We start from the raw sequence: 26,449 nt of genomic DNA on the forward strand, positions 1-26,449 counted from the left end.
GTTTAAGAGGAAACCGATGTGAACCGTCGGGGAGGAATAAAACAGACTGGGCGATACTGCGGTGCAGATCGCCGGAGGGGTGTGGCGCCGGTCCGGTTTTTCGCGACATGGAGAGGGCTTTGCTCTACTAGAACAAGAACAAGCAGAAAAACACCGTCCAATCAACATCGGACGGACAATACCGGAGGTGACTGCCAGGAGTCAAGAAAAAAATATTAAAAAGTTATAAACATTGTAAAAAGGTTAGGTAAAGAAAAGGATACACTTCCCGGACACACTCTGCCTACAGGGGCTCTGAAGGAAATCTCAAATGCCTGGATAATATGTCCGAAAAAAGGCAAAAAAAAGAGACCCCCCACCAAGGCGGGGTCCCTCTTTTTTATCACTCGGACGAACTTTCTTACAACTCCCGATCCGATCCTAAATCCTCAAGCCGTTCTTCCCCTCCAGTAAGGGATAGTAGCTCGAGAGCCGCGCATTCAGCTCCGCCGCCGCTTGAATCTCCCGCTCCATCAGATCGATCAGTTCAGGAACACTGACCCCCTCCTTTTCTTTCAGCTTCCCGGCATACGATTCCATCGCCTCCTCGATCGCCTTCTTACAGAAGCTTTCCACCGTCTTCGCATTAAAAGTCGGCCGGCTGTCGATATAATGAAATACCTCCTCATCTGTGAATATCTCAGGGAAAGAACGCTGATGGATCTGAGAGAAGAGGAAAGTGTTTAACATAAACGCCTTCCCGTTCTGGATGTCCGGAAAACCCGAAATCATTCTGGGCGAGACCACGTCGAATATCTTCACGTTCTCCTTCAACCGCCTCAGATGCCGGATCACGGGTGACGCCGGTTTCACTTTCATCAATACCTTCTCCATCCGCTCAATCTCTTTGAGGTGCTGGGGAAAAAGAGCACGAAGGCGTCCGGCCATCTGAAGCCGGACCTCCGCGTTATCCATCCCTTCGCTCATGAAACCATACTGAGTATAAAAGAGATTGAACCCCTTCAGGATCGACTTTGTGGTGGCGACCAAGATCCGGCCCATCTCTTCATCCAAGCGATCGAAATCTCCGAGGATCTTGTACCGCTCCGACTTCTCGGTCTCCCCGGTCACGGAGAACCGTGCGCCGGTCGTGGAAAGAAGGCTTTTTTGAGAAAAGCGGTATCGGCATGAGATCAGAAGCGGCGCTTGGTGGGCCCGGGCGAGTTCCGCCATCTTCCCCGCATACTTTTCGAAACTGGCGCATCTTGAAATCACCTTCCGGACCCGGTCGATATCCCCTTCCCCTATTTCAAGTTTGATTCCCCGCTCTGCCAGAAGCGCGGAGAGCCGCTGCACAATCCGGTCGGCGAACCGGAGGACGAGAGGGAAGTTGACCGATTCGGAGGCTTTGAAGATGATCCCGTACTCCGCCAGCGTCTGCGCCAGATCGACATTTTCCGATCCGATCTCACGGATCACGTCATGAAGACGCTGGGCCTCTGCTCCTTTCTGCTCCTCCTTCACGCACCGAAGGGACTCAAGGGTCTTCATCAGGAAGAGCGGATATTTAGCAAGTATCGAGGAACGGAAATGAACCAGATGATCTTTTTCCGCTCCGGTTTGATTCAGATCCTTTTCAAAGAGGGCGATCAGGCCGGGAAGGGTCTGCCTCTCCGATCGGATCCCCAAGGCGTCAACCAGGGTCTCGATGATCGCAACCCTTTTCTTCTCAATCTCCTCTTCCCGCCTCTCCCGTTCCGCTTGCGTTTTCCCTTCCTGACCCTCCAAGAAGTCGAGCAGCTCGAAATAGCGCACCGGCGCGAAAAACTGGGCCAGATCGTCCATGAGTCGATGCCCCAGAATCCCGTCGAAGGACAGCCCTTGAAGCAATCCGATCAAATCCTTCTTCTGATCCGGCCGGGCCGCGAGATAAGGATAAGTCTCCGTCTCTTCGACGATTTGAAAACCCTTATGCACCTTGCGGGTCACGGTCTCTTGCATCGGAATCAAAGGGACGCCCCTGAGATGCGCATACGCTGCCAGAAATTCCAAACGAAGTCTCCGGAACTCCGTCTCGATCTCTTCTCCCACTGCCCACCAGGCGCGGTCGCACGATCGGACCTTCCGAACCAGGTTGACGAACATGATCAGATTCAAAAACTGACCGATTTTCTCCAGCACCTCCAGGTTAGTGACCGATTCCAGGAGATTCGAATCGAGTTGTTTGGCGTTGATCTGAAAATGAACCTCCTCATCGGCGTTCAGCGCCCGGTCGTAAGTCAGCGCTGGAGTCATCTCCTTGAGCGGGACAAGGCAGGGAACAAGGGCGTCCAACTCCCTCGACCCCGGATGGATCAGCGGTTTTTCCAATCCGGTCAGGACCCGGACCTTCTCTTCCGTTGGTTGCAAAAGCCGTGTATAGCCGACGCCCAGCTTATGCAGGACGTCGATCAGGCCCGGTTGAATCTCCCTTCCCTCTTTATCCGAGCCGAGCCAGGGCTGGATCGGAAAGAGGCGGCTTTGGAGGACCGCCTGATAAAAGAGAGAAAGCACCGCTCCGGCGCAATCGGTGTAGATCAGCTCATGCATCCTCTTTCCGGAAGATTTCTCCTCCCCCTCCTCACCAACCGTCTCGGAGCCTTCCTTCGATGATTCGATCAAATTGAGCGAGACCAGTACCCCCGTACGGGATCCGCCGGCGATCAGAAGAGGAAGTAACCGATGCAGACTCAAGCCCCCGAGACCGGAATCGTAATAATAAGATTCGGCGAGAATCCGCTCCATCCGTTCGGCGATATCAGGATAAGCATAAAGGAATGAGCCGATGTTTATCCGATTCGTCGCCAGCAGATAGAGAAAATCGCCGGTGTCGTTATTGGCGGGGGTGGCCGAAAGCCGGTAATCGACCCAGAGCACGCGCCGCTTCTTCAGATATCCATAAAGCGTCTCCATGGCCGAGGAGATGCCGCTTTCCGAATTCTTCAGAAAAGAAGACTCGTCCGAGACGATCATGAAATGAAACCCTCTCCGGATCAGAATCTCCAAGGGATAGCTGATCTCCTCCACTTCCTTTAATCCGAATTCGTGCCGGCTGAGGACGACGCAATCGCCCTCCTGGACGGCGAGGGTGGGCAGTTTCTTCATCTGAATCTGATGCAATCTCTTTTCAGGAACGCCGATCTCGATCATCGAGTTGATGACATTCCGACCCAGGTTGGCCTCGGTGAAATAGAGCGTGAGGAGCTTGATCGGAGGGTGTCGCCGCTTCGTCCACTTTTGATGGATTAGATGGGAGAACATTTTCAGGAAGATCGGGGTGGTGTAGGTCTTTCCGGCACCGACTTGGGCGAAGTTGTTCAGCCGGAAAGGATGGTCTCTTTTTTCCGACAAGTGCGCCTGAAAACTCCGGTATGCGTAATAGAGCGCTTTCTCCTGCATCGAAGTCGGCGCCCCTGAAAGGCCTTGCGTGATCCGGTTGATCATCTCCCGGAAGGTGAGATACTCCGGACGGTAATTCTCCGGGCCGGCCTTGTCGAGCATCTCCCTTTCGAGCGTCTTGGCTTCGGCGGAGATGAAATTGGACAGAGACGCCCAGGAGGCGATGGAGGAGAGATACATATTGGCGCACAGGGGGGCGATCCGGTCGAACGCCGCCAATGCCCCCGAGAGGGCGTCGCTGATCCTTGCTTCGCTTTGCGCGATTTTCAGAAACCCGACGATTCCTTGATTCTGAAGAGAGCCGCCACCCAGGAGCGATCCGATCTCCGTGAAGAGCCTTCCCAGCTTGCCGTTGTCCAGGACGACCGTATGGAGGTATTTGAAAAAGTTGTAATCACAAGCCAACCGTTCCCATTCTTCTATGGCGGATTGGCTTTTCCCGGCGCTCCCGCCCTCCCGCGCCTTCGCTTTTTGATGATATTGCACTTCCAGATCTCTCAACCTTTGCATCAGCCGTTTTACAGGGGAGATCGCCGCTTCGAAGCGTTCGATGAACCGCTCCCGAAAAGCCGGCGCGTAAGGAAGGAGGAAAAGACCGGCTTCGTGAGGGGAGGCCTCGATTCGGGGCGCTTCTCTTTGCCGACCTGGGATGGAAAAAGGGAGCCGTATCTCGGGGGCAGCCGGTATTCTGACACGCTGAATCGGATCGACCGGCTTCCAGAGATTGGATGCTTCCTCTTCCACCAATTCTTCGACCCTGTCCGGGTGGTCTTCGACTTCCTTGAGTTTCGTCTGAAACCGCTGAAGTCGTTTCATCGCTTTCTGCAATTCTTTGGTTATATTTCCGCTCATGAACATCTCCGTGATGGTCTCAAATAATGAAGAGGCCCGGCCTCCCTCATCGGAAAACCGGACCTCTTTATCACAGCAAATTCGCCCGAAGCCTTCTACCCCGGCGCGGCCGCTTTCGACTCCTACGCCGGTTCGACATTACACTTTATGCTGACTCTCCTTACCGGGTGGGTCTTATAAGCCGTCCTGATCTCGATCCACTGCCCATCGTTGAAAGGTTCCGACAGGATGATCCCTTCCTGCGCCCTTTTCCCTCTCTTCCACCTTACCCGTTGTCCAATCGTGAAAGTATGTCTTCCGAATCGAAACATTTGTTTTTCCTCCTGATCGATCCCCATTATCGCTCCTCCGGATAACAGAGGGTCACGATCCATCCTTCGGGGTGTCTTTCTGGGATTCCCCAAATCTCCCCCGTGGAATGCGGATAGTGAATGATCCCGGAGATCCCCTTCGCGAAAGTCCGGGAGACCGATTCCAGAATGCGACTGCAATCCGGAAGGGATGCGACTCTGTTCGTGGCGACAAACCGGACCGATCGCGGCGCCGGTTTGTAATTCTCGTATTCCTGCGGAATGGGACATTTCTTCAGCCGCAGGAATCGGAGCATCCATTCCTCCCCCCAATCCCCGCAATGCCCGCAGTAGGCCATCCCGGAGATCTCCTCACAGGAGGCCAGATAAGCCTTCGCCTCCTCGATCGTCGCCGGATCCTTTTCATAACAATTGGCGCAGAACGGGCAGACCGGATGATTGCAGGAAGGGCAGGCCAACACCTCCGATCTTGGGATCGGTCGTTCATACTTCACAGTTCCTCCGTGAATCCCGCAATAAAATCCCTCTATCCGGATTAAGGAGAGCACGGTCTTCTTCGATAAAGACGAGGCCTCCCGATAGAGAAATGCGATCTTCTCATCGATGGTCCGGTCCAGGTCATCCTTCGGATCAGGAGATCCGACGCCGCGGCCGGTCTTTTTTGCCAGTTCGTTGGCCTCCTCCATTACTGCTTTGATCCGGTTCGCGACATCGCCCGGTAGATGCCGACTGTTTCCGGTCTGGATATAATGGCCGTTTTCATCCACCGGAGGATAGGAGATCAAACCGAACCCCAGCGACACATCGGCGTCATCGGCAGGATCGACATGATCCCACAGCAGAGGCAGATGGACGCCGCTTTGAGTCTTCGTCAGTGTCGTCGTTAGAAATTCGATCTCATTTTCCGAATAAGACCTTTTTAAATCCTCTTCCCGTTCTCGGACCGGATTCTCCAACAACCATTTTGAGAGATCGTCGCATCCGACGCTTTCTTTGATCTTCCGCCAATCCCGCGCAGAAAGATGTCCTTCGAGCCATTCCACAAAAGCTTCCCGACGCTCACCTCCAACCTTCGATTGCTCGATATAATATTCAGTCTCACGTTCAATGATCCCCTCGAAATCCTCTTCCCGCAGCGCCTCGTACAGATTGCAGCCCATCCGGTTCGTTAATTCGTACAGGAACTTCACTTCCATGACGTTTCTCCCTAAAAAAGAGGGGCTCTCCTACTGTTTCAGAAGAGAGCCCCTCTTTGACTTTCCTGTTCTTTATGCGGTTATAGCAGTGCTTCCACCCGAATCGCCCCCTGCTTTGCCTCGACCACAAACCGGCCGCCTTCGAGCGCTTCCGCATACTCCCGAAGGGCACTTGCAATCAACGCTGAAGGATCCTTTTTAATGATCGCCAGATTCGCCCGGAAGTTCTCCATCGCCGCATCGAAGCCCGATTCGTCAAAATCGTCTCCCTCGGTCTGGAAATAAAACGCCTGGTCGATCGGATAACCCCAGCCCATCGGCCGATCGATGATCCAGAAGGTGTCGTTGAGGAAGGTGTCTTCCGAGATCTCCTTTGTCCCATATCCTTCCAGGGTCAGGGAAAACTGTTTGCAGACCACCACCTGCTTTCCCCACCAGGCTCCCTCCGCCACGATGTTGCTCTGATTGGCCGATGCCGACACTTTTCGCTTGTAGAACACTTCGATCTCTTCGCCGAAGGGGGATTTCGAGAACCAGTGATCCGGATCATTCCAGGTGTCCAGAATCGGCAACTCAAAGGCGTACATGGCATATAGATGATCGAGGGTCTCCTCCGATGGGAAGAGAATCGATCTGTCTTTCAGGAAGCGGAGATCCTTGCCGGCGCCGGGAATTTCCACCGGAGGTCCAAACGAATCCTCCTGATCCTCATATTCGTAATGACGCAGATGCATCGGCGCGATCAACTGGCCCCAGCGGGAGGCCGGAATCGGAAGATCCCGGATCACCTCATAACACCCCCACTCTAGAAGGCAATCGAAATACTTCTGTGCCTCTCCCGAGGTTTTGATGTGATCCGCGGCGGCTTCCACGACCTTCTCTTGTAGCGCTCTGATTCGCTCTGAAGTATCGTTCGACTGATACAACCGGTCCCGGTCCGGCACCCGCACAAGCCATCGATCGCCTTGAAGATGCATATAGACCCGCATCCCGTTGCGGCTGAAATTCGGCCAAGTCCGCAAACCGTCTTCCGCGCTTGAGATGATAAGACCCTGGAGGAAAGTGACTCCTTTCGTGGTAGAGTCAAACTCCGGGTTCAATTCCACCAGAGCCACCCCGTCCGGAAGATCAAACCGGAGTCCCTTCCAGACGTCCAGCGCATACGGCCGCTTCAGCGACTCGGCATTCAGATACACCGGGACCGGAAATCCGCGCACGATCGCTTCAAGCGCCTCTTTGAGCTTCCCGATCCGGTTTTCTTTCCCGGCGTCCACGATCGATTTTTTCAAATGCAGGACGATCGAGGTTCCCGACTGGATATCGAACGGCTGCAGCGCGACCGGCTCGCCGGAGAGAATCCGGCCGCTGTGCAGCACCGCTCGCCGTCCCCGCGATCTGATCTCAACGGTTACGGCCGCGTACAGCGCCGCGTAGAATCCCAGCCCGAACGGATTTTCCCGCTCGATCACCTCCGGCTCCCATCCCGATCCGCCCAGGGTGAGAAGCGATTGGAAGTCCGCGATGCCCGATCCGTTGTCGTCGATCCGGAAATAGTTCGGATCGCTCCGGTCGGTGTGAATGTTGATCCGGGTGGCCCCCGCGCGCCGGGCGTTCTGCAAGAGCTCCCGGATCCAGATCCGGTCCCCGGAGAAAACCTCACCGAAATTTTTCATCATGGCGTTTAAATTCACGTCAATCTTGATCGATCGATTCTCTTCGATTTGCATCCGCCGCCTCCTCGTTTTCATCTATCGATTCCGGTCAGCCGACCGGTTGGAGCCTTATTTTTCGCCCCGGCGCCGTCCGGGAGCCGGACAATATCTCCTGCGCCTTTTGCATCACGGCGATCAACTCCTCCGTTTTCCGAACCAGGTTCCCGATCCGTTTCTCCGTCAGGCCGCCCGAATTGAAATCCTTCAGATACCTCTGATACTGCTCTTGCCGTTCGATTAAATCGAAGGTCGCAAGCGCTTCATTCTTCTCTCTGACCTTCACCGCGTCCTGCTCAACCAAATTGAGCAGAAGCCGCGCCAACGCTTCCACCAGACCGTTTCCTGAATCGAGCAGCGGGGGGATGCGCCTTCTTTGCGGCAGGACCCCTCGAACCAGATCCTGCCGCCAGGAGTTCCCAAACGCGGCGTTCAGGGCTTCGCTCGCGGTCTTGCCGACGGCATTGAATTCAGCGACATGAGAAATCAACAGACGCATCCGCTCGCGCATTTTGGCGAGGACCTCTTTCCGCTCCTCCTCGGGGAAGGTCTCCAGGAGTTCCGAGATCTCGCTCTCTTTCAGCAGATACATCGAGAAGGGATACGGCGTCCGCTTCAGTGTCGGATGAGTACCACCGAAGGCAACCCCGTCGAAGGGACCATGCCGCTCCGCGATCTCACGCAGGGCAAGGGCGGGGTAGATGGCGGAGAGAAGGTAAAACCGGGAGAAAAAACGATCGGAAACGGAGAGAACCGCGCGGAAGACCCTCTTCACATCGGCCGCCACGGTGGAGGCCGGAGATGCACTTTTTCTCTTCTTCGCGAAAATCTCCCGAAGCGGGTTGGTCCGGAGTGTCCGCTCGATCTCCTTCCGGACCGGAATGTTCCATCGCTCCGACAGTCCGGCCAGCCACTCGTTTAGTTCTTCGAACGTCCCGATCTGATGAAACCGCTGATTGTTTACCTCCTCGATCCGCTTTTCGTGCCGGTCCGCCTCCTCGTTGTCATATCGCCGCTTCGCGGAGGTCCGCTTCGCCTCCAGATCGTTCCGCAGGGCCTCTTTGATTCGGCTGAAAATCCGAAGCAGATTTGCGGATTGCAACATCCGCATGGAAGGACCGAGCAGCTGGCGCTCCATGCTTTTCCATCGTGAGGGAGAAAGACATAAATCGACGAAGGATGCCAGTTGCTCATGGTGAACCCGGATGATCGCGCACTCCGAAAAAACGGTCTGTTTTCCATTGGCTTCCCTTGAAGAGAGGAACACATTGATCGAGACAAAACATTCCGCCCTGATCTGCCGCTTCTCGGCGATCCCCTCTCCATCGAAGACGTAGGCCGGCATCGAGACCGGCACCAACTCGGCGTCGTTTTCGGAGAACGGCTGGCCGGTGATCGCCAGGATCATCATCGGGTGAGTGACGTGCCCCGACGCGTGACGGGTCCTTTTGAAGTTGCGGGACCGCGCGGAGGTGATCAGAATCGAAATCCCCCCTTCCCGCAGCTTCACCGGCAGGATCTGACGGGTGTAGGCGGCCAACGAGAATCCCTGCGGCCCTTTCGACAGCCCCATGGCCCGTAACTGCCGGTCGAAACCGCTCTTCGGGTGGTCGAACGTATATGGAGGGTTGGCGATCAACAGATCGAAGAGATGATCCGGAAGAAGGGTCAGCAGATCAAACGCATGCGACTTGAAAACGGCGCAATTCCGGACGGGGTGGATGGCGCGCCCCTCTCTGCAGGCGAAAACGATCGCCTCCGGGTCGACCATCGTGGTGACCTCCGCGATCTCCGCGGAGATTGGATTGAGATCGTTCGCTACGATCAAAAAGCCAGGGTGATGAACCATCGGACGGATCAGGCTCCCCTTTCCGACGTTCGGCTCCAGGACATTGATCTCCTCTCCCGCGATCGCGGAGAGAGGAATCAACCGAAGGAGGTGTTGAAACACTTCCGGAGAATAATAAGCGCCGTTTCCTTCATCGGAGTTCAACCTCCTCGCCGCCGGTTCGAAGATCTCCTTCCCTGCCGCCTCTTCTTCCAGCGTCTTGAGCCCTTCCAGAAAATAATCGACGCGGACCGCGGAGATCTCTCCGAAGGAGAACTGCCGCGCCTGGCTCCTCAACGACTCGGCCAACGACGCGGCCGCCGGAGGAAACTCCGACCCGAGTAGCGCATACAGGCCGGAAAGGAGCGCTTTTCTCTGGGAGGAGGAGGGTTGCCGGTCCCGGATATAAGTCAGTTGGCTGCGGATCAGATCGGGCGAGACGGCAAGCCCCCCTTCGCCGGAATAATCGAGATAAAGCCTCTCCTGTGCGGTGGCCATTGCCATCCATGCATCACAGAGGCCGGGATGGGCATCCTCTCTCAACTTCGCCAGCAGTTCAATCAATCGGGACCTTACGGCCGGCAGCCGGTTCACCGCGGCGATATGCCTTCCGGCGCGGTCCCCGCTCCCGTCAAAATGGGTCACCCACCGGGAGGGCGAGAGCCGGTAGGAGAGAAATGGATAGCTTTCGCTCAGCTCCTCTTCGAAAAGAACCGCCGGCTTGAAACACGATGCATGGGTTTCTTCCGTTTGCTGTAACAAAGAGAACAAACCGAGTTGTTCCGCCATAGACCTCCTAAAGAAAAGGGGCCCGGAGACGTTGCCTCCGGACCCCCTCTTTTATGGGGTGAAGAGCCCCGAATCGACGGGAACTCCCTTCACTTCCCTCTGTCCGATATTCCGCCTGGTCTACCCCGTGATCAGCTCCATCGCAGCCTCTTCGAGGTCCAGTTTTTTATCACCGGCCTGGTTTTGGGCCATGAGCGATAGCACATTCGATAATCTCCACGCGGAACGCTCCGGCGGCAGGTAGGTGATATCGGTGACATTCTCGAATAACGTCTCCGCGGTGCGCGTCTGCTCTTTCGTCATCACGCCCCGCTTGCGGAACCCCTCCAGAGCGACCCTCACGTCGATCCGCTTTTCATTCGCATCCGCGATCAGACCGCAGACCGAGTCCGCGCGCCGGTCGATCCCCTCCGAAAGGATATCCCTCACGGCGCTTGCGACCGTTTCGGTATCGAGATCGTACGTCCTCTGACTGAGCACCGCCTCATCCTCCGGCTTGAATCTCCTTCCGATATGAATCTCTCTCAGACAGTTCTCGCCGATGGCGAAGTTCGTACACCAGAGCCGCATCATGAAAAACTGGATCTGTAGCGCCCCGGCTCCGTAATCCGACGTGGTGAGGCTGAATCCGAAAGCGATCACCTCGTGAGGCGCCGGCGAGTAGAGCCGGTCATGGAGCAATTTGAGATGGTAGCGGGTTTCGGTGTTCACCCCATCGACGGGAACCATTCCCGACCGGAGCCCCTCTTCCATGAAGACCTGAATGATCGGCGTGGCGTCCAGCGAGCGACGGTAGGCGGAGGAGAGCACCCCTTTGACGGTGTCTCCGACGACCCGGAAGAGAAGGCGGTCGACGCCGACCGCGTGATCGGTTAATTTCTTCATGCTGGTCAGCAGAAGCGCTTCGGCCCACGGCGCTTCGATGCGCCGCAACCGGTCGACGTAGACCCTCGGCATTCCCATCCGGGTGAGGGCCTGTCCCAAGGCATGGTCGGTCAGATTCAGAATTCTGTTCCCCACCTTGGCCTGGATCTGCGAGGCGGTGGAGGCCGCCGGGTCGATCCGGTAATTGATCGCGGGCGCCGGCGCCAGGATGTCCTGACGTCTCTCATACTCTTCAGAGATCCCTTCCATCGTCAATCGTGCCTTTTCCCGCCCCCGACGGAGAATTTCCTCCATTTTCGCCCTCGCCCGCCGCTCGGCGTCCGAGGCGGCCTCTTCATATGTTTTGCTGTCATGATGATAAAGCATGCGTTTCGCTCCTTGAATGTTGTGTCATCTCTTTATGATCGATTCGACCCGGTTCTCTCCGACGATCAAGGAATCGATCAGGCTCACTCCCATGAGATCTCCGGCCTCCGCGAGCCTTCGGGTCAGTTTTAGGTCCTCCCCCGATGGAGTCGGATCTCCGGAAGGATGGTTGTGAACGAAGATGATTTGCGCCGCGTTGGCCAACAATGCAACTTTGAAAACCTCTCGCGGATGGACGATACAGAGATTGATACTGCCGACCGCCAGCGAATGGATATGCGTCGGCGTGTTCTTGTTATCGAGGCAGATGATCAATGCCTCCTCGCGGTCGTGAAAGCGGTAATAGCGCTTGAGCAGAGCGGAGACATCTTCCTTCTCTTTGACTCGAGTCGCCCACTCAGGCCGCGACTCCCTGATCAGCTTGATTTTGACCCATCGCATTCGGATTGGTCCCTCACTTTCTTTGTTGAGTCGGAATTTCCGATCGTCGGAAAAAAAGAAGCCTCGCCCGGGTTCTCTCCCCGACGAGGCTTTAGAATGGAAACTCGAACTTTCTATTCGGCCGTCAGATCTTTCCTCGATAGGTCCATTGGATGATTCGATCCGGATCGAAGAGGTCGACCGTAGACCCTTTCTTCAACCGGTCCATTAATATTCCGAGGTTTGACCGGGCTGGGTCGACCTTCGAGGGATAGAGAATCGCCTCGAAACGTTTGCTCGATCGAATCATCCTCCCGACCTTCTGTGTGATGGCCTCTCGCCCGAGGACATTCTGATCATATCTCCAAGGAATCAGCAAATCTTCCAGCGAGACTCCAAACGCTTCCCGGATCTCAGGACGGTCCAGCCGGATCACCCGCGAGAGGTGAATCTCGACCGAGAAGAGGACATGGGGAGGGAATTTCACTTCAAAACCGGGGGTAGATTCTTTCAAGGCGAGTTCCGGGTCAGCAGCGAGGTAGAGAACCTCGAACTTTCCTTTGAGGTTGTAGCGTCCCCCCGCCCGTTTCGACCCCAGGGTCCCCAGGGGCTCCCACATGAAATCGATCCGGACGGCGCGATAATAGGTCCCGTTCAGCGGCTCAGGCTCGATTCGCTTTAGACGCGCGAGGATCTTTTGGAAGCGCATTTACCGGAGGGCGCCCGTGCGGATTTCATTCAGATAGTCGACCAAGGCCTGCGCCTTCCCCTCGACGATCAGCTGCTTGGGCGTCATTCCCGCGAAATCGGGATGGGGGGCGTTGAGCCAGACCTGCCCTTCCTGGGGGTTGTCGATCAGTTCATTCAGGAGCGTTAAGACCGCGACGATCTGAATCAGACGTTGCTGAATCGCCCGCGAATGAGAATTTTTCTGGAGAGTCCGAATGTTTTTCCCGACCGCCTTGGCGATCTGCTCCAAAGTCAGCCCAAGCTCTTTTCGAAGATTTTCAATGTTGATGGAGCCGGTTTCATCATAAAAGCCGCGCTCCACGTGACGAAAAAGCCGAACTTTTTCTGAGGCGGTTGCCATATTAAATCTCCTATTAATATTCGCTATTAAGTACATATCATAGTTCATATGATACGTCAATAAAAGGTTCCAATGAAATCGGGATCGAAACGACATCCACGCTTATATTCTCTAGAAATCAATACCTTCTGAAAAAAGAACCATACGGCAATCGATTTCTGGCTGAAGTCTAAGTTAAAACCATTCCAGGCGAAACAGAGCCCGGACCGCCTTTCAGATCGCATCTTTGGACCCCGGCCCGGTCATTCCGTTTCGGTCAAGACCCGATCTATTTTTCGGATGCCCTTTTCCCATCAGGCGCCCGTTGAACATGAAGGATGTTCCCGCCCAGAATCTTTTTTGTCAGATGGATCTTTTGTAGAACTTCATCCGACCAGTTCGCGCTCTTGATCCGATATACCTCAGCGGCGAGATAACCGACATCTCCCTCCGGGAGGTTCGTCAGGAGTTCCTCCGTCCCCACAATCCAGACGTGATCGTTCAACCGCTTGCTACGGATGAGCACTTTGACCTTTTGCAGACTTTTCAGATATTCAAGAACCTCTTTTTTCCTTTCCTCTATCCGACGTTCCAGGTCATCGATTATTCCTTCTCTCGTCAGGACATCTTCATCCGACATTGGGAGAGGATCCAACACGATCAGATCCTCACCCTTCACTATCGGATTGAACCCCGCCTCCCAGGCCTCCCGCACCAGCGGATGAGCGGTCGTTAACAAATTCCGGATCATCGGTTTCCTCCATGCCTCTATTTTGATGAGACCGGTAACCCTTTGCCGATTCGTCCCATCTCGTCGACAAAATACGATCGCTGCCGCACCTCGTTCTGAATATACCGGGCATGCGTGATATACAGACGCTCTTTCGCGCGGGTGGCGCCAACGTACATCAGCCGGCGCTCTTCCTCCAGATTGCCTTTGACATGAGGAATATTGCCCTGAAAGGCCCCGACAAGAAAGACCGCCCGGAACTCCAGCCCTTTCGCACCATGAAGGGTGATCAGGCGAATTCCGCCCTTCTCTTTCAGGGTCCCCCCCTGGATTGCGGATATCGCCATCTCGTTGATGAAATTCGTCAGACTCGGCCCGGACGTCAGCTCGAATTGATCCGCCATCTGGGCGAGATCTTTTAAACGACCGAGCCGCTTTTCATATTCGGAGGCCCCTCGTGAAATCTTCTGCAGATGGGAGAAATAATCGAACTCCTTCGCCGCCGCCCGCATCAGATCCGAAATACATAATTGCTCCATTTTGGGACGAAGCCGGTCCAGCCGGGTCAGGACCTCCTTCAGACGCTGACACGCTTCTCCCTGCAAATATTGATTTTCAACGGCGAGTTCCGCCGCCCGATAGAGGCTGACCTCATTTCGTTCCGCGATATCCTCCAGCAAATCGATCGTCCGGACGGTAATTCCGGGTGCCAGTTTGAAAATCCGCTCCATCGCGGGAGAGTTCTCCGGCAGCGCGACCGCCGTGATCAGACCCATTATGTCGCGCACCTCCCTCAGATCGTAGAAGGACCGGTCGCCCATCTTCCGGCAGGGAATATTCATCTTCTTTAACGACGCTTCGATGATCGCAAGGGGCGCGTGCCGCCGTCCCAGGATGGCGATCTCCTCGGAAGGGACCCCCTTGGCCTGAAGGGAGAGGATCTCCTTCGCCACGAAATCCCCCTCTTCCGCTTCGGATCCGAATCCGCGGATCTCCAGATGCCCATCCGCTTCTTGGGCGCAGATGAGTTCCTTCTCAAACCGCTTCAGATTGTTCCTGATCAGAGAGCAGGCCGCCTCCAGCAAGATCCGGGGAAGGCGGTAGCTCTTCTTGAGTGTGATGATCTTCGGCGAGAAATCGGCGACGAAGAGAGCGATGACTTCCGGGGTCGATGAGCGGAATGAGTAGATCGATTGGTCGTCGTCCCCGACCACGGCGATCCCGCGCTCTCTTCCTAAGTGCGAGATCAGCTGATATTGCGCAGGATCCGAGTCCTGGAATTCGTCGATGATGATGTGACGCCATTGATCCCTGACCTCAGCCAGGGTGTTGAGGTCCTCTTTCAATAGCTTCAGACAGAGATAGATCAGGTCATTGAAATCGATACACCCCAACGATTTCATCTTCACTTGGTAGGCGTTGAAGATCTCCGAGAAGGGGTGGGATTCGGAAACAAGCCGCTCCGCCGCGTCGGCCTGTGATTTGATTTGGGCGATCGTTCCGGCCAGTTCCGTAACATCGAGCTGAGCCTCGTTCAATCCGATCTCACGGATGCAATCTTTGAGGATTTTATTGCTCTGCTCCATCGAGGCGATATTGAAGGCGGTATTGTACCCGAGTTTGTGAATGTGACCTCTCAACATCTGCGCGCAGGTCCCGTGGATCGTCCGGATCCAGGAGAGGCGCTTTCCGGTCAGGGAGAGGACACGGTCTCTCATCGCCTGGGACGCTCTGTTCGTGAAAGTGATCGCCAAGATTTTCTCCGGATCTTCTCCTTCTCGGATCAATTCGGAGATCCGATAGGCGATCGTCTCGGTTTTTCCCGTTCCCGGACCGGCCAGAATCAATATCGGCGTCTCCCGGGTCCGGACCGCGTCGAGCTGTTCCTCGTTCAGCAACGCTCACCTCCTTTCCAGATAACAGTCATTCACATCTTTTCCGTGGGCAAGGTCGAGCTTCAGATGCGCGATCCCCCGCTTCTCGAACTCCTCCGACAAATAGACCGACGCTTCTTTCCCGGCCCGATCCGAATCCAAACTGAGCACCACGCGTTTCCCCGCAAGTAGGTCGAACCACCGTTGATTGAAGCTCCCGGTTCCGGGAATTCCGACCGCCGGATAGCCGACCTGCAAGAGGGTGAGCGTGTCGACCTCCCCCTCGCAGAGGAAAATGGTCCCGGCGCCCTTCAAGGCCTCCTGGTTATAGAAGATCCCCGCCCTTTCCGTCGTGACAAACCGCCTCACCCTTCGCTCTTTCGCTTCTTCCTTCGTCAGAACGCACCGGCCCTTGAGCAGATGGACTCGTCCATCGAGCCGGTACGGGAAGAGGAGAAAACCAAGACCTTCTTTGGCGAAGAGGTAGAATCGGGAGAGGCCCGCCGCCTTCAACCGGCCACTTCCGAATCTTCTGCTCATCCGCCAAAAGAGACTTCTGTACTCTTCCGGCCTCAAATACCCGATATCCATCCCTCTCGCCACGTCGAGGCCGATCCCCCTCCCCGTCAGATAGCGCGCCCCTTCTTTTTCCAGAGGGGCTTCCGCCAATAGGGCGCGAAGTATCTCATCCTTATCTTCCACCCCAAGAGAGGGATCGTGGGACGCCCTCCCTCTCTCCGCCCGCTTTGTCACGGTGGCGCTCCCGGAGAGATAGTTCACCGCGTCGCGAAAGGGGACGTTCAATGTCTGCATGACAAGGTCGATGACCGATCCCCCGATTCGGGGACAGACGTAACAGTGAAAGGTGTTTTTTCCGATGTTGAAATGCAGGGAGGGATTCCGATCCGGAAAATGCGCGAAACAACGCGCCGACCGGCCCTTTATCTGTAGACCGAGACTGACGGCGACCTCCAGGATCGGAATCGCTTTGATCGCTCTTAACTCCATCCTTTTTTCTCCGAAAGAAGGAAGCCCCGGATCGAAAGTCCGGGACCTCCCGCGCATGTCAATTTAGAATTGCGAATCGGATATCTGTCCCGGGGCTTTCCGCTGAATCGTCGTCTGGCTCGGAAGGCCCCCCTTCTCATTGTCCTGGCAGCTCCGGCAGAGCGGCCGCTGATAGCGCCTCATGGAATACCGTTCAACTTCGTCGGAGATCCCCGCATGACAGGCGGAACAGGATCTCGCCTTCTCGGCGTCGTTCCCCTCCCCTTTCTTCTCTTTGGCACCCAAAACCCGCCGGTGGAGCTCCTTCGCCTCCTCCGTCGAAAGCTCTTTGAAGAGTTTCTTCCCACGGGAGAGAAGGTATTCCTGAACGATCCTCAGAGGAACCTCTCCGACCGGCTGAACCTCTCCCAGAATGGCGGATTGCAACTGTTCGCGCGTCATCTCGCCCGGTGAAGCGTCCGGGACCCTTTCTTTGTCCTCCTTTCCCTCAGATGTTGAAGGGTTTTTCGTGACCTTCTCCCGATCTCGCGGCGATTCCTCGCCACTCGTACCCCATCCCTTTTGGGCCTTTTCCCGGTCCGACGGGAGATCGGGATATGCCGGGTCCGGATCCGACGCTCCGGCCGAGACGGTACCGGGCAATGTCATTCTGCCTCCGTTCACCCACGAGCGGGTCTGTGGTTTCCGGTCCAATCCGAAGCCGGCGTGCTGGACGATCAGATCGGCCAAAGGGAGCTCGGGACAGTCGATCCGGATGATCCATTGCCTCACACGGACCCGTCCCTTCTCAGGATCCCACCGCGAGATCTCCGCCTCGTGCTTGAAGAGCTCGAAAGGGATCCCGATCAGACTTTTTCCCCTCGAAGCGAGCGCCGATCCGAACATGTTGATTTTTTCCATGATGCCCCGCACCGAATACCATGAGGTCGTCGGAAGCCGCCACACATCCGTTCCCGGCACCCCCAGTATCATGAAATGGAGCACCCCCGAAAAGCGGCAACCGCTGGATTGATAGATCGGGCACTCGTCGGGGATGCAAGGGAGTGTGGTTTTATTTCTCTTGAATTCCCTCTTATGTTTCTCATGACCCTCCCCCGCCTGTTCCATTTCGGGATCCCGGGTCGCAATCAACCGGCCGCCGATCGGTTCCGAGGAGCAATAAAGACCCGATTTACGAAAAGCCATTAACTTATGGGGGATCGTCTCCCACCACTTCTCGGACAGAAAAGTGATCCGAAGCCGGTCGATCTCTCCGCGCTCATTGGCATACAGCGCGCGGATTAAATCCGCATGCTCCGGATTGTTTTTGCACTCCGACCGGTAGACCGAAAAATACGGGACATTCGTCGGCCTCAGATCTTTCTTAAGCTCCTTTTCGATCTCGCGCGGAGAGCGCCCCTCCGAGGTCCATTTTTCATAAAGCGTCCTCTCTTTCGCGGTGAGCGCGTTTTTTCCTGATTCGTACGGAACCTTGATCCCCGACCGCAAGACACCTGCGTAGGTCGGCAGCAGGCGGTGGCCCAATACCGATTCGGGCTCGGTTGGCATATCCGTTTTCCCGTCGGCGACGGCATCCGATAAATGAACGACGAGGTTTTGATGATTGAGATCTCTTTTCAATTCGCCTCCTGATTGTTGAGCTTCCTTTGAAGGTTTATCGCGGTTCAAAATTCCTGATCTCTTCAAAGATTGGACAGACGGTTTCTCGTAACCTTTTCTCAAGCTCCTTCACGCGCAGGCTGAACTTTTTTTCGTGTCGTTCCACCAATTCGTATGGCAGGGGCTGATTGGGATCCAGGCCGAGCTTTTCGACCTCGATATAGAGCGCCCGGTTTTGTTGTCTTCGATAGAGCCGTTTCAGGTCCCGCGCCGCCGAATCGAGCTTGCCCCGCATCCGCTCGTAGAGTTTCGGATGGACCCTTCTTAAAAAATCGTTGAACTCCGCGTTGCTGATGGCGTGAGACAGGAGCCTCTCCTCTAGAGGCAGGTGTGCCGGCCTGAAATTCGCATCATGGAGAATTTCGTCCGGGTATCGTTTCGATCTCGGTTCTTGCATGGTCATCTCCCACGTTTCCACCACACTTCGTACACCGCCTTGGAACCTCCTTGGAACCTCCTTTTGAAATAAAAAAGCCCTTCAAAGAGGCAGAACCTCTTCGAAGGGCTATCAATGGTTCAACCCGGTCGGGTCTTATGCTCGACTACGACAATGGCAGGTCATATCACCCGCCGGCCTTCCCATTTCAGACTCCTGAAAAAACAAAGGCCTGAAGAAAATGACCTCAGGCCTCCTTTGCTCTCATTTGTGATCCGTCTAAAGTGCCAGAAGAATCCGAATCCGATCTTCGACCTCCTCCATGACGGCCCCGGATACCCCGCCCAATCTTTTCGAGAGACGTCCTTTGGAAATGGACCGGATCGAATCGCATAGGATGACGCTTGCGTTTTTTAGTCCTCCCTCAGGCGGGGAGACCGGGACATGCGCAGGAATACCTCGGTGGGTCGAGGTAATCGGCAACACGATGACTAATCCCGCCAGACCCTGGTTGAATAGGTCCTCCGAGACGATAAGGACAGGTCGCTGACCCGCCTGCTCATGCCCCCGAGTCGGGTTCAAATCGGCAAGCCACACATCACCTCGCGCGGGGCTAACCACGGGGGACACCTTTCTTCCGGCTCACCTTCGCAACTTTACTCGGCTTCTCGACCTCCTGAAGGCCGTCCAGAAGAGTCGCGTCCCATTCTCCCCGTTCCTTTTCAATTGCCGACCACGCCTTTTCATCCTGGCGTACGGCGGCATAGGCCGTATTGACCTCCTCCAGGAACCGCTGCCTCCGGTAAAGCTCAATCGCCTTGTCCAAGATCGCCTGCATCGGCTCTCCCGTCTTGTCTGAGAGATCCCGAAGAGTCTTCCGGGACGGACCGCTGATTCTCACTGTCGCACTTTCCATCAGCCACCTCCCCTCCTTTTTTGTATACATATTAGTATACAAAACCGTATGTAATTTTGTCAACATAGACTCACGCTACCCAAACGTCCATCCCTGGCTATTGCCAGTATCCGCAATAAACACAACGAAAGGCTCGGTCGCGGGAATCCCAGTAAAGGGCGACGATCAGATGGTCCCCGTCGACGCCCCCCGCCTTGCAGTGCGGGCAGACCCCGAGGGGCGCCCTCCCGGCCGTGTCCTTTCCGGCCGAATCCGTTTTCTTCTTCACACGCCCCGCCCGATCGGTCAGTACCATGAGCTTCCTCCATCAAGCCGATAAAGTCGCTTCCTTCAATCGGCCCTTCAGCATTTGGACCAGGAACAGGCGGCGCAGAGGAGACATCCTTCCTGTATCCGGAGCGGAGAGGCACCGCATTCCGGACAGGGGAGCCGCATCTGCGCGGCTTCCTGGACCCGGGAAACCACCGTCGTCAGCCCTTTGATCAGGGCATACGCATCGGAGGTCATCTCCCCGAATTGATCGTTCGATTTCACCAACTGCTCCAGCACCTCCTCGATCGGCGCGCCCGATCGTAGCAGCTTGCTTCCCAACCGGCAGACCATGTCGAGCAATTCCCGGTTCTTTACATGAGGAGAAGGAGACAAGAAAAGCTCCCGGATGCTCCCCTTCGATTTGAGTATCTTTAGGATCCCTTCCATCTCCTCGTCCTTCATCAGGAAGCCGATATGGACGTAGGAGTTGCCCCGCCGGGTCTTGACCTTGATCCGTAGCTCCGGAATCAAATCCGGAAGTTCCAGCGAGAGGAGCGGCTCTTTGTCAGGCTTCCTCTTTTCATCCTCTCCGGCAGGGGATTTTGGATCCCTGCCGATGTTCATCACCTGGTCCCGGCGCGCCCCGTCCCGGTAGACGGTGATTCCTTTGCAGCCGAGGCGGTAGGCCAGGAGATAGGCCTTCTTTACCTCCTCGACCGTGGCCGATGAGGGCAGATTGATGGTCTTGGAGACGGCCGAATCGGAGAATTCCTGAAAGGCCGCCTGCATCCGCACATGCCACTCCGGCGCGATGTCATGCGAAACCACGAAGATCTCCCGCCATTTTTCCGGAATGAGGTTCAGCCCCTGCACCGAGCCATGGTTTCTGGCGATTTGATCGAGCAGGTCGTCGCTCCAGAAACCTTCCTTTTTCGCAACCTCGACGAAATAATCGAGCACGTAAGGAAGGCGCTCTCCGTCCAGAACGTTCTTGTACCAGATCAGGGAGAACTCCGGCTCGCATCCGCCCGAAGTATCGGCGATCATCGAGATGGTGCCGGTCGGCGCGACGGTCGTGACATAAGCATTCCGAATCCGTTCTCCCCGCTTTTCGTGTAAAGATCCCTTCCAGTTCGGATAGACCCCTCTCCTCTCCGCCAGCTTGGCCGATTCATCGCAACCGGTTTCCCGGATGAAGCTCATAACCGTCTTGGCCGTCTCGATCCCCCTTTCAGAATCGTACGGGATCGCCAGCTTGAAAAGCATCCGGGCGAAGCCCATCACTCCCAGCCCGATCTTCCTGTTGGCTTTGGTGATCCGTTCGATCTCTCCGATCGGATAGCGGTTCATGTCGATCACATTGTCGAGGAAGCGGACGGCGGTCCGGACGCTCTCCTCCAAGGCCGCCCAATCGACCCGGTATTGACCCTCGACTTCAATCAAATGCCGCTCCAGATTGATGCTCCCGAGGTTGCAGCTCTCGTAAGGGAGCAGCGGTTGCTCTCCGCAAGGGTTCGTCGCCTCGATGGCGCCGGCGTGAGGCGTCGGATTGACCTCATTGGCCCGGTCGATGAAGAACAGCCCCGGCTCCCCCGTCCTGTGAGCTTGAACCGCGATCCGGCCGAGGACCTCAGACGCCGGCAGGGTCCCGACCCGCTCTCCCGTGCGGGGATTGATCAATTCGTAATCGCCCTCCTTCTCACAGGCTTCCATGAACACATCGGTGACCGCGACGGAGATATTGAAATTGGTGATCTCACGGGTATCCTCCTTGCACCGGATGAACTCCAGGATATCCGGATGATCGACCCGCAGGATTCCCATATTGGCGCCGCGCCGGGTTCCCCCCTGTTTCACCGCCTCCGTGGCATGATTGAAGACCTTCATGAATGAGATCGGACCCGACGCAACGCCACCCGTGGTCCGGACAATATCGTTCTTCGGCCGAAGACGGCTGAAGGAAAAGCCGGTGCCACCCCCGGTCTTGTGAATGACCGCCGTCTGCTTGATGGCGTCAAAGATCCCCTCCATCGAATCTTCCACCGGCAGGACAAAACAGGCCGACAGCTGCTGCAGTTCCCGGCCGGCGTTCATCAAGGTCGGTGAGTTCGGAAGAAACCTCAACTCCGAGAGCAAACGGTGGAACGCTTCTTCGACCGCTGAGACATCCGCTTCCGCGTCATACAACCGCTCCGCCTGAGCGATGTTGCGGGCCACCCTTCGGAAGAGCGCTTCCGGGGTTTCGATGACCACCCCTTCTTCGTTCTTCGCCAGGTAGCGCTTCTCCAACACCCGAAGGGCGTTCGCCGAAATTGAATAACTCGATCGTTGAATCATTGATGGACTCCTCATTTTTAAAGATATTCCGCGCCCCGTCATTTCCTGACCTGTCTGGATCCCTCAGGGCAACTTCCATGCCGGTCGCTTCCCCCGATCGATGAAGGCGTCAGAGGGCATACCGTCAAGGTAAATACCCCGGAAATACCGGTGGATTCGAGGATCGACCATTCAAGGGAATGATTCTCTCCGCATCGTCAGGGAAGTGTTCAGAGGGAAAACCTGTCGCCGATCGGGAACAGGTGTCGCTGAAATCGGCGTCGGCGCAGTGCAGGAAGGGGTGGTCCCCCTTCCTGCACGCAGATCATCTATCCCTCAGCAACGGGATCCACTGGAAATAACCGCACCCGGTTGAACATAGCGGGACCGGACATAGCGGATCACCTCCCTGCGGACACGCAGACAGGTTCTGATGTTCCCCGGATCGATCCGGCAGACCGATAGAATGCTGATCGCATCAAGAATCTCGCCGATGCCCCCTTTCAAGAGCGCCACTTCCCGGACCCATGTCTCCATCGCCCAAAGAAAGGTTCGATCTTCCTCGCCATTAACCCGGTAGATAAAGGAGGAGATTCGATCCGCCTCCCTGTATTTCAAACCGAAATGTTTGATGTAGTATCCCGCCGACATTCTCCAGGCGAGATACCTGCCGGAGCGGCTCTTTCCCGGTTGTCTCTTAACAAGGTTCTCAAGAACCGCGAAGCCGGGATGGTTCGCGCTATTCTTTCCGGTTTTTTCGATTTTGATCTTGCTCACGCTCATGCTCGTCCTCCTTGGTGAGACAGAATTTGTCTGTTCGGTTCTCAGAAACTCCAGATCCGCGCCCCCTCCGAATCGAAAGAATACCGAATCCGCCGGTCTTCTTCCCTCTGTCCTTTCTGATAGCAGAGCGGTGAGCTGTCTCTCCCTTTCGGGGCTTCTCCGTTCCAGGTGGATAAAAACTTTCCTCCGCGGGCGTGATGCTTTTTCATGGGTGTTCCTCCTTGTCGTTGAATGTTTTTTTCGTTTGACAAGAAGGTCCCAAACCGGTAGACTGACTTCTAGTTAGATCGAAGCGTCTCCGATCAGGGACCTTCAGAAGGGATCAATCAGTGACCGCTGGTTGATCCCTTTTTATTTGGACGACCTTGCCGGTCATCCTTTCTTTCTGATCGACCGGGAGATCGATCTCAGCGATAAAGAGCTTCTGGGCGAGGTGGTAGATGCCGCCGAAGAGAGCGCCCGTGAGCCCCAACACGAAGACCGAGACCCCAAGGTTCGTCCAAACGCCGGATGGATAACCTAAGATCATCCCGGCGCCCACCCCAATACACATCACCAGAGTAGAGACGAGAGCGATCCCGCTGATGACCAGCAGCGATGCGATCGTGCCGTGGAATATTTCCTGATACGTCTTCATCCCTCCTCCTAATCGTCGGTTGTCCATTAAAGCCGTCACCTTCTCATCATCCGGTCGATTCGAGTTTCCCGCCGGTGATCCTTCAGATCGCTCCAATCGATTCCGCGCTCCATATATGGCAGCGCTTTCTTCATTTCCCGGAACAGGACCTCTTCGCGCATGACGCCGCCCGTGATTCTCTTCATGGTTCTCTCCTTTCTTTTTGATTGTTTGGATTACGGTTTGGTTTGGTGATGGACGGAAGGGTGACTTTTTTAAGCTCGCTTCTTGGCTGAAGACGCGGACCGGCGGGAAGCACGTGTTGGCCTCCAACCACAGATAATGCAATAGGGGGAGAAACATTTTCCCTCATAAGTAGCAACAAACTCACTGCCTACCAGACCCTGGCACTTTGGACAATTCATCGAAATTACCTCCCTTCAAAAACAAAAAAGCCCTCCGGAGAATCGTTTCTACGAAGGGCTTTCGTGATCACCCGGGCTTCGGGCCGATGGTTTTAGGATTCAGTTATAGCATTTCGCCGGCAGCGTTCCCCTTGCCGAATCCTTCAATTAAAAGAGTCTGAAGAATATATTCCTCAAGCTTCATTCAACTGATACTTGGGACAGTCCGTGTGGATTTGGTTACAAACGTTGGATCAATTCAAATAAAGGACGATGAAGAGCTCATGTTTCACGAAGAAAGACATCGTGGTTTATCTCGAAGAGTACAGGTGTAATCGTATTTCCATTGAGTGAGTACGGATTAAAAAGACGATCATGGGAAGACTCAGTGGACTGTTTATAAATCGAATGGAGAGAAATAACGGACGCGAACAAATGACAGAGTACTACGGAATTGGAATTCACAAATGGATTCGATTCACGTTGCGATCGACGTTCATATCACACTCATCGCTCCGACAGAGGACACGGTCATTCTCCAATGACGACAAGTTGAAGGCATAAGGTGCGAGGCATCTGGCGTATCGGCGTGTACAAGAAAGGGATCGATCGAATACCGCGATGAAGGAGAGAATCGGCAGACCGCTTAAAATTCATACGCAAAAAAAAATTATTCGTTGATTACCCGAGGATGCAGTGGCTTTCGAGGCGGCCAGGAAGGAAACTCATTGATAGATCAGACCTTTGAAAGCGGCCGGCAGATGACCAGATTTTAGACATAAAAATACCCTTCCGCTGTATCCAAATTCCCAATGAAAGCAGAAAGGTCGAAAGGACTGATATTTTGGGCTTTACGCCCCAGGCACCCGAATGGTGGGCATTGCAAACAATCTTTATGAGGCTAGAATTAACAAATTGCGATATCCCTGTCAAGAAAAAAATCGCTGTCCTTCCCTGAAGCCGAACTAAAATATACCGAAATAATATAAAACAATAAAGACAGAATTCACATTGTAATGCATATCAAAGGAAGTTCCGCCCAAGTTCTCAATCAATATAGGAACATACGGCGTATTCATGCAACACGGAAGCAGCAGACCTGGAAGCAGGTCCAGCAGCATATCCAGCATCAGGATTTACAATAGAATATTTGGACCAAGAGAAAAAACTAAAAATAATTCTAAACCGGAAGATGCTCTGGCAAACGTGGTCGTGTATGAAAATATTGTATAGGGAAATATAATGTAGAAGTCATGACTTTCATCATAGCCAGTTAATTTGTAAAACCAATCACTACTGAAAGGGTTAACTTTATATTATCTAAATTGGCAAATTAGACACATTAAGCCCCATCAATGATAGCTCTGTTCTATCGTCACAATCCTTCTATTCAATCCCTGCAGAAAAGAGTAGAATAATTCAGCGTTCTTAGATCAAATGTCTGATTTATCTAATTGATCGTTAGACAGGTGGAAAGATGACAAAGGAAAGCGGAGTGTTTGATACTTCTATGCTAATCCGGCATGACATCGGTGAGATGCCCAATATAAATGCCGCTTTTATTAGAGATCCACGATGGAAAGCGCATGTCGCTAGCCAGATTACTCTCTATGACCAAATTATAATTCCAACACATGATTATGGAGTCGTGGCGGCATTGGTGAACTGGCTAGGCAAGGAGGTCTTTCTAGATGCTTTGGAAACTGGTGCTTTTCGATTTGTTCGGACGCAAGACCTTCTTGGTTACGCGGGTAATGGAGTCGGCATTTCAGGATATACAATTGATCAGGGTAATTCCTCCACGACTCAGCAGTGGTGGCAGATTGCACTCTTCAAAGAACCTGACAGAGCGATCGTGGCGCAACTTAAGAATCTTTGTCCAAAACTTTTAGACCCTGATATTACTCAGCTCATTGACAAAATACTCCCAAATTGTTCCTTGAGCCGATACAACAATGAAACCTTCATGAAACACATCGTTCACGAAACATATGGAGCAATATTGCATTCGCAAGACTTATGTAACCTGGTGCGGAATATAGTCGGAGCAAATGAAGGTCATATTGATCTTCAACGCCTCCCTGGAATAGCAGCAAATCAGCTTAGGACAGGGATCCGTGAAGACAATCGTGATGCGATCGATCTAGTACTCCGTATCGCAGAGTTTCATCGTGACCTCCTAATTGCCGCAGACTACCCAACGGCAGATCTTTACGTACCAGAGGGAGCTGAGCGCATTTTGGCTCAGAAGATAACACGTCTAAATGTCAGTAGTACTTTTACTGAGGGTCTTTTCAAGCTATTAGATTTAAATGAACTACCCAACGTAGAAGAAGCAGTAACATCTGGAAAGGTCGATCTAGTAGATATTTGGTGTCTTCGCCAAAAAAAGGAAGCTTATGAGTTCAGGAGGTGGTTGAAAAACGCTTCCCCAAAGGATGCCCGCGATCTTGAGCGTCTCTACGTTAGTGTGCTTGGTTCGCAATCCTGGATATCTTCTACTCCTGGGCGAGTTTTGCGTTTTGTAATAACCACCGCTTCTGGGATTTTAGGTCCGTTAGGGAGCTCAATCGTAGGTGCCATAGATTCCTTTTTTCTTGAACGCTGGTTAGGTGGATATTCTCCAAAGCTCTTTCTCGATCGATATCAGAACCTGTTTAAGAAGCGATGATC

The 26,449-nt window shown here is 54.4% G+C and carries 22 protein-coding genes; 1 reads left to right on the plus strand and 21 read right to left on the minus strand.

What is annotated here, in order from left to right; all coding sequences use genetic code 11:
* Positions 1-420: 420 nt before the first annotated feature.
* The 21 genes from MNODULE_RS11240 to MNODULE_RS11340 form a co-directional block, all read right to left on the minus strand.
* Positions 421-4,269 (minus strand): DEAD/DEAH box helicase family protein, encoded by a 3,849-nt coding sequence (locus tag MNODULE_RS11240; protein WP_168059803.1) that lies wholly within the window; start codon positions 4,267-4,269, stop codon positions 421-423.
* Between the two features lie 337 nt (positions 4,270-4,606).
* Positions 4,607-5,776, minus strand: coding sequence for a hypothetical protein (locus MNODULE_RS11245; RefSeq protein ID WP_168059805.1), 1,170 nt, complete (start codon positions 5,774-5,776; stop codon positions 4,607-4,609).
* A gap of 80 nt (positions 5,777-5,856) precedes the next feature.
* Positions 5,857-7,503 (minus strand): ATP-binding protein, encoded by a 1,647-nt coding sequence (locus MNODULE_RS11250; RefSeq protein ID WP_168059806.1) that lies wholly within the window; start codon positions 7,501-7,503, stop codon positions 5,857-5,859.
* A gap of 34 nt (positions 7,504-7,537) precedes the next feature.
* A complete protein-coding gene (locus MNODULE_RS11255) occupies positions 7,538-10,102 on the minus strand; it encodes a class I SAM-dependent methyltransferase (protein WP_168059808.1) in 2,565 nt (854 codons plus the stop codon).
* A gap of 120 nt (positions 10,103-10,222) precedes the next feature.
* Complete coding sequence (locus MNODULE_RS11260) at positions 10,223-11,353, minus strand: hypothetical protein (protein WP_168059810.1); 1,131 nt, start codon at positions 11,351-11,353, stop codon at positions 10,223-10,225.
* 24 nt (positions 11,354-11,377) lie between these two features.
* Positions 11,378-11,794 carry a JAB domain-containing protein gene (locus MNODULE_RS11265; RefSeq protein ID WP_168059812.1) on the minus strand — a complete coding sequence of 139 codons (417 nt, stop codon included), beginning with the start codon at positions 11,792-11,794 and terminating at the stop codon, positions 11,378-11,380.
* 124 nt (positions 11,795-11,918) lie between these two features.
* Complete coding sequence (locus tag MNODULE_RS11270; protein ID WP_168059814.1) at positions 11,919-12,482, minus strand: RES family NAD+ phosphorylase; 564 nt, start codon at positions 12,480-12,482, stop codon at positions 11,919-11,921.
* Positions 12,483-12,863 carry an antitoxin Xre/MbcA/ParS toxin-binding domain-containing protein gene (locus MNODULE_RS11275; RefSeq protein ID WP_168059816.1) on the minus strand — a complete coding sequence of 127 codons (381 nt, stop codon included), beginning with the start codon at positions 12,861-12,863 and terminating at the stop codon, positions 12,483-12,485.
* Positions 12,864-13,131: 268 nt separating this feature from the next.
* Positions 13,132-13,593 carry a hypothetical protein gene (locus MNODULE_RS11280; RefSeq protein ID WP_168059818.1) on the minus strand — a complete coding sequence of 154 codons (462 nt, stop codon included), beginning with the start codon at positions 13,591-13,593 and terminating at the stop codon, positions 13,132-13,134.
* A gap of 17 nt (positions 13,594-13,610) precedes the next feature.
* Positions 13,611-15,470 carry an ATP-dependent helicase gene (locus tag MNODULE_RS11285; RefSeq protein WP_168059820.1) on the minus strand — a complete coding sequence of 620 codons (1,860 nt, stop codon included), beginning with the start codon at positions 15,468-15,470 and terminating at the stop codon, positions 13,611-13,613.
* A 3-nt stretch (positions 15,471-15,473) separates the two neighbouring features.
* Positions 15,474-16,454 carry a toprim domain-containing protein gene (locus tag MNODULE_RS11290; RefSeq protein WP_168059822.1) on the minus strand — a complete coding sequence of 327 codons (981 nt, stop codon included), beginning with the start codon at positions 16,452-16,454 and terminating at the stop codon, positions 15,474-15,476.
* Positions 16,455-16,517: 63 nt separating this feature from the next.
* A complete protein-coding gene (locus tag MNODULE_RS11295) occupies positions 16,518-18,074 on the minus strand; it encodes a recombination directionality factor (protein ID WP_168059824.1) in 1,557 nt (518 codons plus the stop codon).
* A gap of 34 nt (positions 18,075-18,108) precedes the next feature.
* Positions 18,109-18,510 carry a hypothetical protein gene (locus MNODULE_RS11300; protein ID WP_168059826.1) on the minus strand — a complete coding sequence of 134 codons (402 nt, stop codon included), beginning with the start codon at positions 18,508-18,510 and terminating at the stop codon, positions 18,109-18,111.
* Between the two features lie 258 nt (positions 18,511-18,768).
* Entirely contained in the window at positions 18,769-19,119 is a 351-nt protein-coding gene (locus MNODULE_RS25455) for a type II toxin-antitoxin system PemK/MazF family toxin (RefSeq protein ID WP_202882185.1), read from the minus strand.
* Complete coding sequence (locus MNODULE_RS11310; RefSeq protein WP_168059828.1) at positions 19,103-19,405, minus strand: toxin-antitoxin system protein; 303 nt, start codon at positions 19,403-19,405, stop codon at positions 19,103-19,105. Before MNODULE_RS11310 ends, MNODULE_RS25455 begins: the two co-directional genes overlap by 17 nt.
* Before the next feature lie 97 nt (positions 19,406-19,502).
* Positions 19,503-19,700, minus strand: coding sequence for a hypothetical protein (locus MNODULE_RS11315; RefSeq protein WP_168059829.1), 198 nt, complete (start codon positions 19,698-19,700; stop codon positions 19,503-19,505).
* Between the two features lie 47 nt (positions 19,701-19,747).
* Positions 19,748-21,994: a vitamin B12-dependent ribonucleotide reductase gene (locus MNODULE_RS11320; protein WP_168059831.1), complete on the minus strand. Its 2,247-nt coding sequence runs from the start codon at positions 21,992-21,994 to the stop codon at positions 19,748-19,750.
* A gap of 315 nt (positions 21,995-22,309) precedes the next feature.
* Positions 22,310-22,756 carry a hypothetical protein gene (locus MNODULE_RS11325; RefSeq protein WP_168059833.1) on the minus strand — a complete coding sequence of 149 codons (447 nt, stop codon included), beginning with the start codon at positions 22,754-22,756 and terminating at the stop codon, positions 22,310-22,312.
* A 41-nt stretch (positions 22,757-22,797) separates the two neighbouring features.
* The gene (locus tag MNODULE_RS11330) at positions 22,798-22,965 is read right to left on the minus strand and encodes a hypothetical protein (RefSeq protein ID WP_168059834.1); all 168 of its coding nucleotides are present in this window, start codon (positions 22,963-22,965) and stop codon (positions 22,798-22,800) included.
* Positions 22,966-23,078: 113 nt separating this feature from the next.
* Positions 23,079-23,393, minus strand: a complete 315-nt coding sequence (locus MNODULE_RS11335; protein WP_168059835.1) for a hypothetical protein — start codon at positions 23,391-23,393, stop codon at positions 23,079-23,081.
* 35 nt (positions 23,394-23,428) lie between these two features.
* A complete protein-coding gene (locus MNODULE_RS11340; RefSeq protein ID WP_168059836.1) occupies positions 23,429-23,578 on the minus strand; it encodes a hypothetical protein in 150 nt (49 codons plus the stop codon).
* Positions 23,579-25,253: 1,675 nt separating this feature from the next.
* On the opposite strand from MNODULE_RS11340, the gene MNODULE_RS11345 reads away from it, so the two are divergent.
* Entirely contained in the window at positions 25,254-26,447 is a 1,194-nt protein-coding gene (locus MNODULE_RS11345) for a hypothetical protein (RefSeq protein WP_168059837.1), read from the plus strand.
* Positions 26,448-26,449: the final 2 nt, after the last annotated feature.

Origin of the sequence: Candidatus Manganitrophus noduliformans (assembly GCF_012184425.1) — a bacterium.
GTDB classification, from domain to species: domain Bacteria; phylum Nitrospirota; class Nitrospiria; order SBBL01; family Manganitrophaceae; genus Manganitrophus; species Manganitrophus noduliformans.